This is a genomic window from Arthrobacter sp. SLBN-100, assembly GCF_006715305.1.
GTDB lineage: Bacteria > Actinomycetota > Actinomycetes > Actinomycetales > Micrococcaceae > Arthrobacter.
In genome coordinates this window covers 4,562,257-4,579,863 of sequence record NZ_VFMY01000001.1, presented here as the reverse complement: position 1 = coordinate 4,579,863, position 17,607 = coordinate 4,562,257, and the positions used below count along the sequence as shown (strand labels likewise).

Annotated in this window: 17 protein-coding genes; 2 read left to right on the top strand and 15 right to left on the bottom strand. The window is 65.3% G+C overall.

What is annotated here, in order from left to right:
- Positions 1-65 precede the first annotated feature (65 nt).
- The 10 genes from FBY31_RS21040 to truB all read right to left on the bottom strand — a co-directional run bounded on the left by FBY31_RS21040 (position 66) and on the right by truB (position 9,754).
- Complete coding sequence (locus FBY31_RS21040) at positions 66-2,327, bottom strand: polyribonucleotide nucleotidyltransferase (protein ID WP_142045621.1); 2,262 nt, start codon at positions 2,325-2,327, stop codon at positions 66-68.
- A gap of 244 nt (positions 2,328-2,571) precedes the next feature.
- Positions 2,572-2,841, bottom strand: a complete 270-nt coding sequence (gene rpsO / locus FBY31_RS21035) for a 30S ribosomal protein S15 (RefSeq protein WP_142044850.1) — start codon at positions 2,839-2,841, stop codon at positions 2,572-2,574.
- Between the two features lie 185 nt (positions 2,842-3,026).
- The gene (locus FBY31_RS21030; RefSeq protein ID WP_142044848.1) at positions 3,027-4,295 is read right to left on the bottom strand and encodes a kynureninase; all 1,269 of its coding nucleotides are present in this window, start codon (positions 4,293-4,295) and stop codon (positions 3,027-3,029) included.
- Positions 4,292-5,146 carry a tryptophan 2,3-dioxygenase gene (gene kynA, locus FBY31_RS21025; RefSeq protein ID WP_142044846.1) on the bottom strand — a complete coding sequence of 285 codons (855 nt, stop codon included), beginning with the start codon at positions 5,144-5,146 and terminating at the stop codon, positions 4,292-4,294. The genes FBY31_RS21030 and kynA overlap by 4 nt, the downstream gene beginning before the upstream one ends.
- 55 nt (positions 5,147-5,201) lie before the next feature.
- Complete coding sequence (locus FBY31_RS21020) at positions 5,202-6,185, bottom strand: bifunctional riboflavin kinase/FAD synthetase (protein ID WP_142044844.1); 984 nt, start codon at positions 6,183-6,185, stop codon at positions 5,202-5,204.
- Positions 6,186-6,307: 122 nt separating this feature from the next.
- Positions 6,308-6,682 (bottom strand): winged helix-turn-helix domain-containing protein, encoded by a 375-nt coding sequence (locus FBY31_RS21015; protein WP_142044842.1) that lies wholly within the window; start codon positions 6,680-6,682, stop codon positions 6,308-6,310.
- Positions 6,683-6,704: 22 nt separating this feature from the next.
- Positions 6,705-7,736, bottom strand: coding sequence for a TerC family protein (locus FBY31_RS21010; protein WP_142044840.1), 1,032 nt, complete (start codon positions 7,734-7,736; stop codon positions 6,705-6,707).
- Positions 7,737-7,969: 233 nt separating this feature from the next.
- Positions 7,970-8,461: a hypothetical protein gene (locus FBY31_RS21005; RefSeq protein WP_142044838.1), complete on the bottom strand. Its 492-nt coding sequence runs from the start codon at positions 8,459-8,461 to the stop codon at positions 7,970-7,972.
- Between the two features lies 1 nt (position 8,462).
- On the bottom strand, positions 8,463-8,816 hold the full coding sequence (locus FBY31_RS21000; RefSeq protein WP_142044836.1) for a hypothetical protein: 354 nt from the start codon (positions 8,814-8,816) through the stop codon (positions 8,463-8,465).
- Positions 8,817-8,818: 2 nt separating this feature from the next.
- Positions 8,819-9,754, bottom strand: a complete 936-nt coding sequence (truB, locus tag FBY31_RS20995; RefSeq protein ID WP_142044834.1) for a tRNA pseudouridine(55) synthase TruB — start codon at positions 9,752-9,754, stop codon at positions 8,819-8,821.
- A 99-nt stretch (positions 9,755-9,853) separates the two neighbouring features.
- Here truB and FBY31_RS20990 point away from each other — a divergent pair, with 99 nt between their 5' ends.
- Positions 9,854-11,017, top strand: a complete 1,164-nt coding sequence (locus tag FBY31_RS20990) for a pyridoxal phosphate-dependent aminotransferase (protein WP_200833424.1) — start codon at positions 9,854-9,856, stop codon at positions 11,015-11,017.
- Between the two features lie 12 nt (positions 11,018-11,029).
- Here the strand turns inward: FBY31_RS20990 and trxA are convergent, their stop codons facing one another.
- Entirely contained in the window at positions 11,030-11,467 is a 438-nt protein-coding gene (trxA, locus tag FBY31_RS20985; RefSeq protein WP_142044830.1) for a thioredoxin, read from the bottom strand.
- 2 nt (positions 11,468-11,469) lie between these two features.
- Positions 11,470-11,952 (bottom strand): nucleoside deaminase, encoded by a 483-nt coding sequence (locus FBY31_RS20980; RefSeq protein ID WP_142044828.1) that lies wholly within the window; start codon positions 11,950-11,952, stop codon positions 11,470-11,472.
- A gap of 177 nt (positions 11,953-12,129) precedes the next feature.
- On the opposite strand from FBY31_RS20980, the gene FBY31_RS20975 reads away from it, so the two are divergent.
- Positions 12,130-13,272 carry a ScyD/ScyE family protein gene (locus FBY31_RS20975; RefSeq protein WP_142044826.1) on the top strand — a complete coding sequence of 381 codons (1,143 nt, stop codon included), beginning with the start codon at positions 12,130-12,132 and terminating at the stop codon, positions 13,270-13,272.
- Positions 13,273-13,348: 76 nt separating this feature from the next.
- Here the strand turns inward: FBY31_RS20975 and rbfA are convergent, their stop codons facing one another.
- The 3 genes from rbfA to FBY31_RS20960 all read right to left on the bottom strand — a co-directional run bounded on the left by rbfA (position 13,349) and on the right by FBY31_RS20960 (position 17,575).
- Entirely contained in the window at positions 13,349-13,858 is a 510-nt protein-coding gene (gene rbfA, locus FBY31_RS20970; RefSeq protein ID WP_142044824.1) for a 30S ribosome-binding factor RbfA, read from the bottom strand.
- 247 nt (positions 13,859-14,105) lie between these two features.
- Complete coding sequence (infB, locus tag FBY31_RS20965; RefSeq protein WP_142044822.1) at positions 14,106-17,078, bottom strand: translation initiation factor IF-2; 2,973 nt, start codon at positions 17,076-17,078, stop codon at positions 14,106-14,108.
- A gap of 152 nt (positions 17,079-17,230) precedes the next feature.
- Positions 17,231-17,575 carry a YlxR family protein gene (locus FBY31_RS20960; protein ID WP_235013154.1) on the bottom strand — a complete coding sequence of 115 codons (345 nt, stop codon included), beginning with the start codon at positions 17,573-17,575 and terminating at the stop codon, positions 17,231-17,233.
- Between the last annotated feature and the right edge of the window lie 32 nt (positions 17,576-17,607).

Genomic DNA, 17,607 nt, shown 5'->3' with positions numbered 1-17,607 from the left:
GGCGGGGCCGGTGGATCATCCACCGGCCCCGCCGATTCATGCTTGTGTGCCGGAAACGAGAACTGCTAGACGTCAGCGCCTTCAGCAGGTTCCGTGGTGTGGGCGCGCTCGGTCTCGTCCTCGGCGCCTTCTTCCTCGGCAACCACCGGGGCGAGCGAGAGCTTTCCACGGTCGTCGATCTTGGTGATCTCCACCTGGACCTTCTGGCCCACCGAGACAACGTCTTCGACGTTGTCCACGCGCTTGCCGTTGGCCAGCTTGCGCAGCTCGGAGATGTGCAGGAGGCCGTCCTTGCCCGGGGTCAGCGATACGAAGGCACCGAAGGTGGTGGTCTTGACGACCGTACCCAGGTAACGCTCGCCGATTTCCGGGACCTGCGGGTTCGCGATGGCGTTGATGGCCGACCGTGCTGCTTCTGCGGACGGGCCGTTGGTGGCGCCAATGTAGACCGTGCCGTCGTCCTCGATGGAGATGTCGGCGCCGGTGTCTTCCTGGATCTGGTTGATCATCTTGCCCTTGGGGCCGATGACCTCGCCGATCTTGTCCACGGGGATCTTCACAGCGATGACGCGCGGTGCGAACTCGGAGAGCTCGTCCGGGGTGTCGATGGCTGAGTCCATCACCTCAAGGATGTGCAGGCGTGCTTCGCGGGCCTGCTTCAGGGCTGCTGCCAGGACCGAGGCGGGGATGCCATCGAGTTTGGTGTCCAGCTGGATGGCCGTGACGAACTCGGAGGTACCGGCAACCTTGAAGTCCATGTCGCCGAAGGCATCTTCGGCGCCAAGGATGTCCGTCAGTGCCGCGTAGCGGGTCTGACCGTCCACCTGGTCGGAGACCAGGCCCATCGCGATACCGGCGACGGCGGCCTTCAGGGGCACACCGGCGTTCAGCATCGACAGGGTGGAGGCGCAGACGGAACCCATCGACGTCGAACCGTTGGAGCTGAGGGCCTCAGATACCTGGCGGATGGCGTACGGGAATTCCTCGCGGGACGGCAGCACAGGCACAAGTGCGCGCTCTGCCAGTGCACCGTGGCCGATTTCGCGGCGCTTGGGCGAACCCACGCGGCCGGTCTCGCCGGTGGAGTACGGCGGGAAGTTGTAGTTGTGCATGTAGCGCTTGGTCTTCACCGGCGACAGCGAGTCGATCTGCTGTTCCATCTTCAGCATGTTCAGCGTGGTGACACCCATGATCTGGGTCTCGCCGCGTTCGAAGATGGCCGAACCGTGGACGCGGGGCAGGACCTCAACCTCGGCGGTGAGCTGGCGGATGTCCGTCAGGCCACGGCCGTCAATGCGGACCTGGTCCTTGAGGATGCGCTGGCGCACAACCTGCTTGGTGACTGAGCGGAATGCTGCGGACAGCTCCTTCTCGCGGCCCTCGAACTGGCCGGCCAGGGCAGCGGTGACTTCGTCCTTCAACGCGTCAGACGCGTCGTTGCGCTCCGTCTTGTCCGCAATCTGGAAGACAGCCGTCAGCTTCTCAGTGGCAGCAGCCTCAACAGCGGCGTAAACGTCGTCCTCGTAGTCCAGGAAGACCGGGAATTCGACCGTCGGCTTGGCGGCGCGGGCGGCGAGGTCGGCCTGGGCGTCACACAGTGCCTTGATGAACGGCTTGGCAGCCTCGAGGCCCTCTGAGACGACCTCTTCGGTGGGGGCGGTGGCGCCCTGTTCCTTGATGAGGTTCCACGAGTTGTCGGTAGCTTCCGCTTCAACCATCATGATGGCGACGTCGTCACCGGCGATGCGGCCCGCAACGACCATGTTGAACACGGAGTTTTCCAGCTGGGAGTGCTTGGGGAAAGCAACCCACTGGGATCCGTTTTCGTCGGCGACCAAGGCAACGCGGACGCCGCCGATCGGGCCGGAGAACGGCAGGCCGGAAAGCTGGGTGGACATGGAAGAGGCGTTGATGGCCACCACGTCGTAGAGCTCGTCCGGGTTGATAGCCAGGACGGTCACCACGATCTGGACCTCGTTGCGCAGGCCCTTCACGAACGCCGGACGCAGCGGGCGGTCCATCAGGCGGCAGGCCAGGATGGCTTCGGTGGACGGGCGGCCTTCGCGGCGGAAGAACGAGCCCGGGATGCGGCCGGCAGCGTACATACGCTCTTCGACGTCGACCGTCAGCGGGAAGAAGTCAAAGCCTTCACGCGGGTGCTTGCCGGCAGTGGTGGCGGACAGCAGTGCGGTGTCATCGTCGATGTACACCATTGCTGCGCCGGCTGCCTGCTTGGCAAGGCGGCCGGTTTCGAAGCGGATTACGCGCTTGCCGAAACGGCCATTGTCAATGACTGCTTCCGAGAACTGGATTTCGGGACCCTCCAAGAGAGTCACCTCCGTTTCTGTTTGACGGAAGTCCAGCCGCATCAACCCGGCCAGCATCTGTCTACTGGCCCTGCACCCGGTCATCGATCGAGATCCACGGGCCGCCGGCTTCAGTCAACGAAGCCGTTCCCGGGGATCACTACCGAGGACCGCGAATGCGTGATGCGGTTGATCCTCCTGTTTAATTTTTCATTTGAAGAAGGCGGCCCGTTCCGCGATGGAAAGGGCCGCCCCTAAAGTCCGGCTAGCGGCGCAGGCCGAGGCGCTCGATGAGCGAACGGTAGCGGGCGATGTCGGTCTTCTTGAGGTAGCTCAGCATGCGCTTGCGGCGACCAACCATGGCCAGCAGACCGCGCTGGGTGTGGTAGTCGTGCTTGTGCTCCTTCATGTGCTCAGTCAGATCCTTGATCCGCTGGGTCAGGACTGCAACCTGGACCTCCGGTGAACCGGTGTCGCCTTCTACGGTTGCGTATTCCTTGATGATGGACTGCTTTACAGCGGCTTCAAGTGCCACAATAACTCCTAGGGATGTGCCGTGAGGGCCCAGGTCAGAAACTCACTGCCGGGTCTGCCGCCGCAACGTGCCAGGGAAATTCCGGCCAGTGCTGCGAGCAACAGGAACCAGCCGCCACGGACTGCAGCCGGATCCATCGTCCAGTTTACCGGCCCCGTCCCAATCTTGTCGAAACAGTCCGGAACTCAGCCCTCCAGCCGGTCCCGGATTGCCAACATGCCGTGCAGGACCTCCTCGAAGCTGGTGCTCAACGGCGAGAGTCCCACCCGGATGCCATGGGGTGCGCGGAAGTCCGGGATCACGCCCCCCTCCCAGAGTCCCGCCACTGTTTCCTTGGCGAAGGCGGGATGGTCCAGGGTGATGTGGCTGCCCCGCTCCCCCGGCTCCCGGGGCGTGGAAAGTTCCGCACCCAGCGGTGCCAGCAAGGCGTCGAAGATGTCAATGGCGAAGGCGGTGAGCCGCACCGACTTCTCCCGGATGGCAGCCATGGTTGCCTCCTCGATGAGGTCCAGCGTGCCGCGCATGGCGAGCATGCCGAAAATGGCCGGCGTCCCGCTGAGGAATCCGCGGATGCCGGGAGCCGGCTCATACCCGGCCGCCATCTCGAACGCGTCCTTGCGGCCCATCCACCCCCAGATGGGCTGGTTGAGCGAGGCGAGGTGGCGCTGGTTCACGTAGGCGAACGCGGGCGACCCAGGCCCGCCGTTGAGGTACTTGTACGTGCAGCCGGCAGCGAAGTCCACGCCCGCGCCGTCCAGGGCCAGCTCCACCGACCCCGCGGAGTGGCAAAGATCCCACACAACGAGGGCCCCGGCGTCGTGCACTGCTTCGGTGATCGCCGGCAGGTCCGCCACATGGCCGGAACGGTAGGCGATGTGGCTCAAAAGTACGACGGCGGTGCGCGGCCCCGCTACCTGGTGCACCTGGTCTACGGTCACCCCGGCGGCAGGATCCGTTTCGATCCAGCGAAGCGTCAGGCCTTCCTCGAGGGCGATGCCTTCAACGAGGTAGCGGTCCGTGGGGAAGTTCCCGGTGTCCAGGACCAGTTCGTTCCGGTCCGGGTCCGCCACCGCCGTGAGGGCTGCGCGGATCAGTTTGTACAGGACCACGGTGGTGGAATCGGCAATGATGGTCTGCCCGGGCGCCGCGCCCAGCACTGCCCGGCCCAGCTGGTCACCGATGGCCTGGGGCAGCTCCAGCCATTCCTCGTCCCAGCCCCGGATCAGGCGGCCGCCCCAGCCATCGCGGATAAAGGCGCCGATGTCCTCCGCCGTCCGCTTGAGCGGCCGGCCCAGGGAGTTTCCGTCAAGGTAGGACAGGGGTGTGTCAGTACCAATGAAAAGGCTCCGGTAATGCGCGAGCGGGTCCTGCCGGTCGAGTTCGGCCGCGCGCTGCTGCAGGGACGTTCCTGCGTCTGCTGCGCTTCGTGCAATGGGCTGTTGCTGGGTGCTCACTGGCCGATCTCCGTCCTGACTGCGAATAGTTCGGGGAAGAACGTCAGTTCGAGGGCCTTCTGCAGGAACGCAGCACCGCTGGAGCCGCCGGTCCCCGTCTTCATGCCGATGGTCCGTTGCACCGTGCGCAAGTGCCGGAAGCGCCAGAGCTGGAAGTTGTCCTCCAGGTCCACCAGCTCCTCGCAGGCTTCGTACGCAGCCCAGTTGTCCGAGGCGTTCTCGTAGATGTGCTTGAACAGTGGAACGAGCTCGGGCCTGAATTCGTGGGCCTGGGTGACATCCCGTTCCAGCACAGACCGCGGCACGTCGAACCCCTGGCGGGCCAGATAGGCCAGGAATTCGTCATAGATACTCGGTGCATTAAGCAGTTGTTCCAACATGGCGTGGGCCTCCGGATCGGACTCGAAGACCGAAAGCATTTTGCCGTTCTTGTTGCCCAGGATGAACTCCACGGCGCGGTACTGGCTCGACTGGAACCCGGAGGCATGGCCCAGGAAGCCGCGGAACTGGGAGTACTCGGTGGGCGTCAGGGTGGCCAGCACCGACCACTGTTCGGTGAGGGTTTTCTGGATGTGCTTGACCCGCGCAATGCCCTTGAGCGCCGAACCCAGGTCATCGTCCCGGAGCCAGACGGCCGTGCTGCGCAGCTCATGCAATACCAGTTTGAGCCACAGCTCGGTGGTCTGGTGCTGGATGATGAAGAGCATTTCATCGTGGTGTTCCGGCTGGCTGACGGGTTGCTGTGCGCTCAGCAGGGTTGGCAGCTGCAGGTAGGAGGCATAACTCATCCGCGAGCTGAAATCACTGACAATGCCTTCGTCCAGTTTCCTGGTGTTCTTCTCAACGGACACGGAATTGCCTTTCCCTGCGGCGCTTGCCTTTGTGGCTGGTTCAGCTGTGGACGGTTCAGCGCCTGGCCAGGAGGTCGTGGGCCTGGACCACATCCAGCCGCATCTGGTCTACCAGTGCCTCAGGCCCACGGTATGCCACCATTCCCCTGAGCCGGGCCACAAATTCAACAACTACTGTCTGGCCGTACAGATCGAAGTCCTCCACCGCTTCGTGGGGCCTGTCGATCACGTGGGCTTCAACCTGCCTGCTCACGCCGTCGAAAGTGGGATTCGAGCCAACGGAAATGGCTGCCGGCCAGCGCTTGCCCGCCTGGTCTACAAGCCAGCCGGCGTAAATCCCGTCCGCTGGGATGAGCCCCGTGGCGTTGCTGGCGAGGTTCGCTGTTGGAAATCCGAGGGCACGGCCCCGGGCGGCGCCGTGGACAACCTCGCCGCGCATGCGGTGCGGGCGTCCCAGGACAGCGCACGCAGTGGCAACATCCCCCTCCTGCAGGGCTTCCCGCACCCAGGTGGAGGAGCAGCGGCGGTCCGTGCCGTCGTCGTCATGCAGAGGGTAGCCCTCGGAGCCGAACTCGCTGATCACGTGCACCTCAAACCCGAACTTCCGGCCGAGTGCCTTCATGGTATCCAGGTCTCCAGAGTTGCCGCGCCCGAACCTGACATCGTGGCCGATGACCACATGGCCGGCGTGCAGGCAGTCCACCAGGTACTGCTCCACGAATTCCTCGGGGGTGAGGCTGGCCAGGTCCAGCGAGTACTTCATGACGAGGATGGCGTCCAGGCCCAGCTCCCCCAGCGCCTCCAGTTTGTCCTGCAGCCCCATGATGAGCTCAGGGGCGGATTCGGGACGGTGGACCAGGGCAGGGTGCGGATCGAAGGTGACGGCCACCGCTTTGGACCTGGTGATCCGGGCCGTGCGGATCAGCTCCGACAGCACCTGCTGGTGTCCCCGGTGCACGCCGTCGAAGTTTCCGATGGTGACAACAGATGGGCCGAAGTCCGCCGGGACCTCGGACGGATCGTTCCAGATGTAGACCATCACCCTCGCCTTAAACCGCTTGCAAGTATCAATGTTCGGGCCGGTGCCGGCCGCGGAACTCTCTAAGATTACCTGCATTCGGGGGTCCGCCCTGACGAAGGGAAATCGACCCGTTTTGGCTGCTACCGGTCAGCTGACCGCCCTTGGCCATCACCGGGAGCCGGCCTTCCGGAGAACAAGCGGATCAACCCGTCCACTTCCTGTGCCGCTGTCGTGGGATGCCGGAAGTGCTGGTGCGGCTGGATGGTGTAGCGCGTCCTGCGTCCCACCTTGGCCCGTTGCAGGTAGCCGGCAGTTTCGAGGTCCTTGAGGATCTGCAGTGCCGCCCGTGTGGTGATGCCCACCCTCTCGGCGATGTCCGTCACCAGAATGTCGGGGTCCCGGGCCACGGAGAGCAGGACGTGGCCATGGTTCGTAAGGAAGGTCCAGGCGGGCCGGGCGGGCCCGCCTGGACGTGGAGCTTCCTCCCCGCTGTCGCTGGAACCCTTGACCGTCATGGATGCTCCGGCGCTTTCGCTGTCATGAGTGGTTTGACCTGCTGGTTTCGTGGCGGCGCCACAACGGTTCCAGGGCCGCCATGTCCTCCGGGGATGCTGTCCCGAACGGCGGCCGCTCCGGTGCGGGCAGGGGCCTGCGCCCCTGGCCCCGCGTGGCCCAAAGGCTTGCTGCCACCGATATGGAGAGAATCGCGGCAATGACCGCCAGGGAAACCGGCGTGGGAATGTAGTAGACGTCGATCTTCAGGAGCATCTTGATCCCCACCCAGATCAGGACGAGCGCGAGGCCAATCTTGAGGTAGATGAAGCGGTGGATGAGGTCGGCCAGCAGGAAGTACATCGCCCGCAGGCCCAGGATGGCGAACGCGTTTGCGGTGAAGACCAGGAACACGTCGTCCGTGACGGCGAAGATGGCCGGGATGGAATCGACGGCGAAAATAATGTCAGTGGCCTCGACGAGGACCAGGACGGCCAGCAGTGGGGTGGCCAGCAGTGCGCCGCCGCGCCGGACAAGGAAGCGCTGGCCGTGGAAGTCATCGGTCATAGGCACCCGCCGGCGGAAGAGTTGGAGCACTCGCGACTTCTCCGGGTCCACGTGATCGTTCCGGTGCCGGATCATCCGGTAGCCGGTGACCAGCAGGAACGCGGCGAACAGGTACAACACCCACGCAGCGCTGGCGATGATCGCGGCGCCGGCCGCGATGAAGATGCCCCGGAAGACCAGGGCGCCCAGCACGCCGAAGAACAGTACGCGGTGCTGGTACTCCCGCGGCACAGCGAAGTAGGTGAAGATGATGGCCCAGATAAAGACGTTGTCTACCGCGAGGGACTTCTCTATCAGGTAGCCGGCGAAGTACTGCTGGCCAAACTCCGCACCGTAGACCTGCCACACCAGGAGCCCGAAGCCGGCCCCAAAGGCAACCCAGACGCCTGACCATAAGGCTGCTTCCCGCAGGCCGATCACGTGGGCCCGGCGATGGGCAAAAAGGTCAACGGCAAGCATCAGGACAATGAAGAAAAGGACGGCCAGCCACGCCCATAGGGGGACGTTCATCAAGGAACCCGCTTCCAGTCAGATACACCAACCGGAGGTCTTTCCCGGCTCCCGGCGGGAGCCTGCCCCGCCGGGCCGCTCAGGGGCGGCCGTAGTGACGACGAAGCATTCAGGGGATACTCCCCTCCACACGAAACAGTGAACCATATTTCATGTTTCCCGGCAACGTCCGCATCCTGCCCCGGGAAGGCATGGTGCCCCGGCTCACCGTACTACCGCACCGGTGACTAAGGTCAGGCAGCAGTGGGCTTCGCGCCCGGCCGGCGGCGGTACAGCCACACCAGGCCAAGGACGGGCAGCAGCAACGGAATGAAGGCGTAGCCACGGCCAAACAGCGACCACACGGTTTCGTGCGGGAATGCGACTGGGTCGAAGACGCTCAGTGCCCCGACCACCAGCACCCCCACGAGTTCCACCAGGACGGCGGCAACCGACACTTTGAACCACGTACTGCCCGCCCGGGACAACGACACGGTTGCCACCACGTAAACCAGCGCGGCGAACGCGGACAGCAAGTACGCCAGCGGGGCCTCGGAAAACTTGGTGAGGATCTGGTAACCGGCGCGGGCTGTGGCCGAGATGGCGAAGACCGCATAGACGGCGATGAGCAGGCGGCCCGGCCCGGTGTTTCGGGTGTTCCCGGCACCGGCTGCATTGGAGCGTGCGCCCTTGGCGGTGCCGGGAGCGGCGGGGTTCTGGTTTTTCACGTTGCGCGCTTCTTCCACTTCAGTACCAGATCTGGTTCATACGAGCGGCCATCACCAAAGCGGTGACACCTACGGCGGCCAAGACAAAGTTGCTCCACCGGGTCCGTTCCAGGATGGACCAGTAGACGGCGGCAGGCGGCAGGAGCATGGCCGTTGCCAGGTAGCCCCAGAATTCCCAGGCCTCCCCTGCGATAGGCTCACCGGCGATGACCCGCACGATGGACCCCACCAGGTACACCAGGAGTGCCACCTCGACGGCGGCCACCGAGAGGATAGTGACGTCGTTCGGCGCTTTTTTCAGGATGCCGGCCAGCAGGCAGATCCCGGTGGACAGGAGACCCACCACCAGGATGATGTAGAAATACGCGTCCACGCTCAGGCCGCCCCGGAGGTGCCCGTGCCCGTGCCGGTGCCAGGGGCGAATACCAGAACTGGTTTGGCGAAGCTGCCGGCATCGGCCAGCAGTGCCACCAGGCTTCCGTCAGGAGCGAAGGCCGCTGCGGGACGTTCGGCAGTGGCTGCGGCGGGGCTGCCGGGGGCCGCGCCGGCGGCAATCCGGCGGCCGAATGAAATCTCGGTGGTTTCCTCCGGGCTAAGCTCGCGGTTGGGCATCAGCGCCCGGGCGGCATCCGCCATGTCGAGGACATCGAGCTCTTCGGCGAGCTGCTCGAGGGTGCGCGCCTGCTGCAACGAGTACGGTCCCACGTGGGTACGGCGCAGGGCCGTGAGGTGTCCGCCGACGCCGAGGGCGTTGCCGAGGTCGCGGGCCAGGGCACGGATGTAGGTTCCCGACGAGCATTCAACGGTGACGTCCAGGTCCACCACATCCGCCTCGTCCTGCCTGCTGATGCTGTGCACTTCAAACCGGTGGATGGTGACCGGGCGGGACGCGAGCTTGACCTCTTCGCCGGAGCGCACCCGGGCGTAGGCCCGTTCGCCGTTGACCTTGATGGCGCTCACGCTGCTGGGCACCTGCTGGATCTGCCCCGTCAGGGCAGCAACGCCGTCGTGTATTGCCTGCTCGCCCACCCCGGCAGTGGCGGCGGTGGCAGTAACTTCACCTTCGGCGTCGTCCGTCACCGTGGACTGGCCCAACCTGATGGTGGCCGTGTACGTCTTGGAGGTACCTACGATGTAGGTGAGCAGGCGGGTGGCCTTGTTGATGCCCACCACCAGGACGCCCGTTGCCATGGGATCCAAGGTGCCGGCGTGCCCTACTTTCCGGGTACCTGCGATGCGCCGCATCCGGCCAACCACATCATGGCTGGTCCATCCCTGCGGTTTGTCCACTATCACCAGTCCAGAAAGCACGCTTCCCAGTATATCGGCGCTGGTCCCGGCCCCCGCCCACGCATCCGGCCTGTTGGCCGCTTGGACCCTGCTGCTGAAGAGCCGGTTAGGATGGCAGGCATGCCAGAGCTTGCCGCCCACGTCCGCGAGGTGCCCGTCAACCAGATCCGTGAGATCACCGAGGCCGCGTGGCGCACCCCCGGGGCCCTGGTCCTGAGCATCGGCGAACCCGGGTTTCCGCTCCCCCGCCACGTCCTCGAGGCCGGCATCGCCTGCCTGGACCGGGACGAAACAAACTACACCCCCAACGCCGGCATCCCCGCACTGCGCGAGGCGTTCGCGGCCCGGTTCCGGGAACGCGCCAGCCACGGCACCGGCATTGGCTCCGACCGCGTGTATGTGGTGGACGGCGCGCAGCAGGGCCTGCACTTCGCGATGAGCCTGCTGCTCTCCCCCGGCGACGAGATCCTGATCCCCAACCCGGGCTACCCCACCTTTGCCATGACCAGCCGGCTCCTGAACGCTGTCCCCGTGGGTTACCCGCTCTATCCTGACCACGGCTTCCAGCCCAGGACCGAAGATATCGAGGCCCTCATCACGGACCGGACCCGCGTGCTGGTCCTGAACTCCCCTTCCAATCCGCTGGGTGCGGTCCTCAGCGAAAAGCTGACGCGGGAGCTGGTGGAGCTGGCCCGGAGGCACGATCTGTGGGTGATCTCGGACGAGTGCTACGAAGCGTTCACCTACGATGTGCCGCACGTGAGTCCGGCAAGTTTCGACGACCGGCTTCCGGGCGAGGCGCGCGTCTTCACTTCGCTGACGCTTTCCAAGACGTACGGCCTCACGGGGCTCCGGATCGGCGCGCTGGTGTGCCCGCCCGGGCTGGAGCAAAAGATGAACAACGTGATGGAGTCCATCGTCTCGTGCGTGGCATCGCCGTCACAGTACGCGGCGCTCGCCGCCCTTACAGGGCCACAGGATTACGTCCAGCATGCGCACGAACACTACCGGGCCAACCGCGACGCCGCGTCCGCCGTGCTGGATTCCAAGGGCATTCCGTATTTGAAGGCCGACGGCGCGTTCTACCTCTGGGCTGACGTTTCCCATGTCAGCGGCGGCGATGTCCGGGCGTGGGTCCGGCGCTTCCTCGCCGAGTCAGGCGTTGCCCTCGCACCGGGGACGGCCTTCGGTTCCATCGGCGAGGGCTGGGTGCGGATTGCGCTGTGCGGCAAGCGCGAGGAACTGCTGGAGGGCCTGTCCAGGCTCCCGGAACGCGTCGCCTGAGCGGCCTTCCCGTTAGCGCCGGGTTCCGGCCAGCGCCCCGTCCAGCCATGTGCGCAGCACCTCTGCCGGGGCGGCCCCCGCCTGCCGCGCCGCGACCTTGCCGTCAATGATGACCATCAGCGTGGGAATGGCCTGCACGTCGAACCGGCGGGACAAGCCGGGCGATTTATCAACATCAACCTTGACGAGCTTGACGGCTCCCTCCCGCTCCCTGGCCAGCTTGTCCAGGACGGGGCTCACCATACGGCACGGCCCGCACCACGCAGCCCAGAAGTCCACCAGCACCGGAACGGGCGACTGTTCGGCTATCGTGCTGAAGTCGGCATCACCGGCCTCCACGATCCAGGGCAGCCCGCTATGGCAGTTGCCGCAGCGGGGCCGGCCAGCGGCATTGGCCGGGATCCGGTTGGTCTTCCCGCAGTGGGGACATTTGATGAGGGACACTTCCATGCCTAATAGTCCTTCCTGCTTTTGTGCGTGCCCCAGGCCAGGAACGGGGCGTCCGACGCCGGCACGTCGCCCCGGCTGACCGGCAGCAGTTCCGGACGGGCACCGGAGAAGTAGTCATAGAAAACGGCGTCATCAAAGCCGGCGGAAGCGGCGCCGTAGCGGTCCGCGGCGAAGTAGACACGGTCGATCCGCGCCCAGAGGGCAGACGCCAGGCACAGCGGGCACGGCTCACAGCTCGTGTACAGGACTGCCCCGCGCAGGTCGAAGTGCCTGATGGCGGCAGCTGCGGTGCGGATGGCAACCACCTCGGCGTGGGCCGTGGGATCGTTATCTCGGGTGACCCGGTTGACGCCCTCGTGCACCCGTCCGTCCTTGGTCACCACCAAAGCCCCGAATGGACCGCCGCCGTCGGCAACGTTCCGGGTGGCCAGGGCCACTGCCTGTTCGAGGTACTGGTTGGCATCGCCGTGGTCCGCCTGGTTCATAGCTCGATCCTAGCCAAAGAGGCCGGCATTAGGGGCAAAAATAGGGGGCCGAATAGGGGGTAGTTTCCGGCGACATCGTTGCTCCGCAGGCATAATCTGGCGCCGGGGGTTCCGAATGCATTACCTCTCGCGAGGCTCCTTATCCGGCCCGTCAAGGGCGCCAACCGGAGTACCGAAATGAAGAAAAAATTTCCGCTCGTCGCCTGTCTCGCTGCCGCGGCGATAGTCCTTCCAGCCGGGCCTGCCGCCGCGGGTTCCAACGACCACCCGAAGCCGCGCACGTTGGTTGAGGGTTTGGCAGCACCTCTCAGCCTGGCGGTGGATTCCGAGGGCTCGGTTCTCGTCACCCAAAATTTCGCTGGCCTCCTCAGCCGGGTCAAAGACGACGCCACCACGCTCTATCAGACCAAAGCGGGTTGGGACGTTGGCGGCGTGGAAATCCGGCATGGAACCACCTATTTTGTGGAAAGTGTGGGCGCTGGCGTGGGTGATCCTGAAGCTCTCGAAGGCTACTTAAAGTCCATCGACGAGGACGGAGATGTCCGGACCATCGCGGACCTGGCCCGCTACGAACGCAAGCACAACCCGGACGGCGATCAGCATTACGGCCTAGGTTCCGACGTCCCGGACGAATGCCTGGCTCAGTGGCCTGAGTTCCCGCCCGCCCGCTACAAGGGCACTGTTGACTCGCATCCGTACGGCGTGGCCGTGCGGAGCGGCAAGGCCTATGTAGCTGACGCCGGCGCGAACGCCATCCTGGAAGTCGACATCGAAAGCGGCCACATTTCCACTTTGGCTGTGCTGCCGCCGCGGCCGGCGGTTATTCCGGAAAGCGCCGCCCGTCCGGTGGAGGAGGGCGGGCTTGGCGTGCCGGCTTGCGTTGCTGGTGAAAAATACGCTTTCGAGCCTGTTCCCACGGACGTGGAGATTGGGCCTGACGGCTGGCTTTATGTGACTTCACTACCCGGTGGCCCGGAAAGCCCGGAGCTGGGTGAACGTGGCGCGATATTCAAGGTCAACCGGTGGACCGGCGAGACAAAGCTCTGGGAGGACAGCATCCTGAGCCCCACGGGCCTTGCCATCGCGGACAACGGGGATGTCTATGTGGCTTCGCTCTTCGGTGGCATGATCCTGAAGTTCGATTGCCGGGGGGACCACCGTTCCGAATTCCTGACGGTAAGCCAGCCGGCCGCCGTCGAATTCCAGGACGGACACCTGTACGCCACGATTGACGCGCTGTCCGGCGCCCCGACCGGCCCGGGAGCGCCTCCTCCACCAGAGCCATCCGTCGGCAAAGTGATCCGGGTCCATATCGACTAGCCGGCCAGCAAAGTTTTCCGGGAAGCAAAAGGCCCGGACCATATGGTCCGGGCCCACTGCTGACGTTCTTGGCGGCCTACTTGTGGCCGTCTTCGTCGAGGTCTTCGTCGTCCGTCAGGTCGAAGTCCTCCTCGTCGAAGTCGTCCTCGTCGATATCCACATCGGCGGACGCGTCGCTCTTGTAGGGGTCGGGATCCCCGGCATGCCGGGCCTGCGCCGCCAGGGCGGCCACTTCGGCGTCGCGCTTCTTGGCCTCCCGGAGCAATTCCTCGAGGTTGGACGCGATAACGGGAATCTCATCGGAGACGAATTCAAGGGTGGGAGTCAGCCGGATGCTGAGGTTGCGCCCCACCTCCTGCCGAAGCACACCCTTGGCCTTCTCCAGGCCCTTGGCAGCATCAGCCTGAACGTCCTGGTCCCCCAGGACCGTGTAATACACAGTGGCATGCTGCAGATCATTGGTCACGCGGGCATCAGTAACAGTAATGCCCTCCAGCCGGGGATCCTTAACCTTCCGGCCCAAGGCCTCAGCAACAACAACCTTAATCCGCTGCGCCAACTTGGCAGCACGTGCCGGATCAGCCATGAACAACTCCTATAAAAAGAAAAATGTGGGACGTACGACGGCGGCGGTTTGGGCCTCGTCGCGAACGTTTCAGTTACCTGCCACTTACCTAAGGCGAGCCAACGACGATGCCGGAGAGTTTTGGGGGCGCCCGGGAGTGGCATCGGGCCTACCGGAGCTGGGCGGCAAAGGATCGCAAGATCCTTTGCCGCCCAGCGTAGGGGCGGGGCGCCCCCAAAACTCGGAGGCGGCCCCGCACAAAACAGCCTTAGACGCGCGGCTTCTCACGCATCTCGAAGGTCTCGATGATGTCGCCTTCGGTGATGTCGTTGTAAGACCCAAGACCGATACCACACTCGAAGTCCGTGCGGACCTCGGTGGCGTCGTCCTTGAAGCGCTTGAGCGTCTCAACGGTGAGGTTGTCACCGATGATCTTGCCGTCGCGGCTGATGCGGGCCTTGGTGTTGCGGCGGATGACGCCCGAGCGGACGATCGAGCCGGCGATGTTTCCGAACTTGGAGGAGCGGAAGACTTCGCGGACCTCGGCGGTGCCCAGCTGGAATTCTTCGTATTCCGGCTTGAGCATGCCCTTGAGCGCCATCTCGATGTCATCGATCGCGGAGTAGATGACGGAGTAGAAGCGCATGTCCACGCCTTCGCGGTCTGCCAGTTCGGCAACCCGCTCGGCAGGCTTGACGTTGAAGCCGATGATGACGGCGCTGTCCACTGTTGCCAGGTTGACGTCGTTCTGCGTGATGGCACCCACACCGCGGTGGATGACGCGCAGCTGCACGCCTTCGCCGACGTCGATCTTGAGCAGCGCGTCTTCGAGGGCTTCCACGGCACCGGACACGTCACCCTTGAGGATGAGGTTGAGGGTGTCGATCTTGCCTTCGGCCACGGCCTGGTCGAAGTCTTCGAGGCTGATGCGCTTGCGGCGCTTGGCCAGGGCGGCGTTGCGGTCCGCAGCTTCACGCTTCTCGGCGATCTGGCGGGCGGTGCGCTCGTCAGCGGTCACGAAGAAGGTGTCACCTGCACGCGGGACGTTGGACAGACCCAGCACCTGGACGGGGCGGGACGGACCGGCCTCGGTCAGGGCGCTGCCGTCGTCGTCGAACATCGCACGGACGCGGCCGTGGGCCGTGCCTGCCACGATGGTGTCGCCGACGCGCAGGGTGCCGGACTGCACCAGGACGGTGGCCACGGAACCGCGGCCCTTGTCCAGGTTGGCTTCGATGGCGATACCGCGGGCGTCCTTGTTCGGGTTGGCGCGCATGTCCAGGGCAGCGTCCGCGGTGAGCAGGACTGCCTCGAGCAGCTCGTCGATGTTGAGGTTCTGGCGTGCAGAGACCTCCACGAACATGGTGTCGCCACCGTATTCTTCGGGAACCAGGCCGTACTCGGTCAGCTGGCCGCGGACCTTGTCCGGGTTGGCGCCTTCCTTGTCGATCTTGTTCACGGCCACCACGATGGGCACGTTGGCTGCCTGGGCGTGGTTGAGGGCTTCAACGGTCTGGGGCATTACGCCGTCGTCCGCTGCGACCACCAGGATGGCAATGTCGGTGACCTTCGCACCACGGGCACGCATGGCGGTGAACGCCTCGTGGCCCGGGGTATCGATGAAGGTGATCTTGCGATCGTTGCCTTCGTGGTTGTGCGTAACCTGGTAGGCGCCGATGTGCTGCGTGATGCCGCCGTGCTCGCCCGCCATAACGTCGGACTTGCGGATGGCATCGAGCAGGCGGGTCTTACCGTGGTCCACGTGGCCCATGACGGTGACAACCGGCGGACGTGCCTCGAGGTCTTCGTCGCCTTCGGCTTCGAGCTCTGCTTCGAAGTCGATGTCGAAGGTGGAGAGCAGCTCGCGCTCCTCGTCCTCCGGCGAGACGACCTGGAGCTTGTAGCCAAGCTCTTCACCCAGCAGCGCGAAGGTTTCCTCGTCCAGCGACTGCGTGGCCGTTGCCATTTCACCGAGGTGGAACAGCACGGTTACCAGAGCGGCGGGGTTCGCCTCGATCTTGTCAGCGAAGTCCGTGATGGATGAGCCACGGCGCAGGCGGATGACGGTGTTGCCGTCGCCGCGGGGTACGCTCACGCCACCCAGCGACGGGGCACTCATCTGCTCAAGTTCCTGGCGCTTTGCACGCTTCGACTTGCGCTGCTTGCCGCGGCCTGCGCCGCCCTTGCCGAAAGCACCCTGGGTGCCACCGCGTCCGCGGCCACCCTTGCCGAAGCCGCCGCCGGCGGGGGCTCCGCCACCGGCACCGGGACCACCGGTTCCGGGAGCGCCACCCGGGCGTCCGGGGCCGCGGCCGCCGGCACCGGGACGGCCTGCACCAGCGGGTGCGGGACGCTCAGTGCGGTTGGGCATCATGCCCGGAGTGGGACGGTTTCCGCCGGCACCACCGGGGCGCGGTGCACCCGGGCGGGGTCCACCGGCACCTGCTGCGGGACGGGGACCGCCCGCACCGGCTGCGGGACGGGGCCCACCGGGACGGGGACCGCCGGCACCAGCTGCGGGACGGGGCCCACCGGGACGGTCGCCGTCGGTGCGGCTTCCACCGGGGCGGGGCATGCCCTGTGAAGTAGCGAACGGGTTGTTGCCCGGACGGGGAGGACGCTCGCCATCGCCGCCACGGCCGCGGGGCATGCCCTGCGAGGTGGCGAAGGGGTTATTGCCCGGACGGGGACCGCCGGGACGGGGAGCGGAGCTGCCTGCCGAACCGCCCTGTCCGCCGGAGCGGGCGGGGGCAGCCGGAGTTTCGGCCTTGGGGGCCGGACGTGCGCCAGGCTTTGCACCGGTGGACGGAGCAGTGCTGGTGGACGGAGCCGTGCTGCTGGACGGAGCCGTGCTGGACGGAGCAGCGGGAGCCGCCGGAGCTGCGGGCCGGCTGGCAGCGGGTGCTGCCGGAGCCGAAGCAGCAGGCTGGGCCGGTGCTTCGGGAGCGGCGGGAGCAGGTGCCTGCGCCGCGGGAGCCGGAGCCTTGGGAGCTGCCGGGCCGGGGGCGGGAGTTGAAGGACGTGCTTCTGCAGCCGGGGCGGCCGCCTTGGGCGCGGCCGCCGGTGCTGAGGCCTTGGCAGCAGCGTCGGGGAAGGCGTTGCGCAGTTTCCGCACAACGGGGGCCTCAATGGTGGAAGAGGCGGAGCGAACAAATTCGCCCAGTTCCTGCAGTTTTGTCACTGCATCTTTGGAAGTAATACCGAGCTCTTTGGCGAGCTCATGTACGCGGACCTTGGCCACATTTCTCCTGTCTCGGTCCGCACCGAGCCAGGCACGAACCGTCTACTTCTTACTGCGGGCCCCAGCCGCGATTACTGCGGAAGGGCCCATTGCAGAGCGCAACAAAGTTGTCATCGTTACGCACTCATCGCTGGGAACTCATCGGGTTTCCATCAGATTTCTGACCCGCTTTCAGGTTGGACGGTTGGTGTTGCAGTTGCCGTGGTGCCTGCAACGTTCGTTTCCGGCTTGATCCAGTGTTCAACGGCGGCAGTTCCGGTTGCGCCCGGAAGGGCACGTCCGAAAGCCCGCCGTTTGATCGCCAGAGCCAGGCACGATTCGCTGGGGTGCAGCCAAGCACCCCGGCCAGCCAGCCGGCGTCGTTCATCCACCAGGACAGCGGTTGACCCGCTGCCGTCGGCGACGAGCCGGAGCAATTCAGACCGCAGGCCCTTCTTCCGGCATCCGATGCAGGTGCGCTCCGGTTGATTCCCGGTGGAAAGTACTGCCACGGTCATCTTCCTGACATTCATATCTGCTGCCCCGGGAA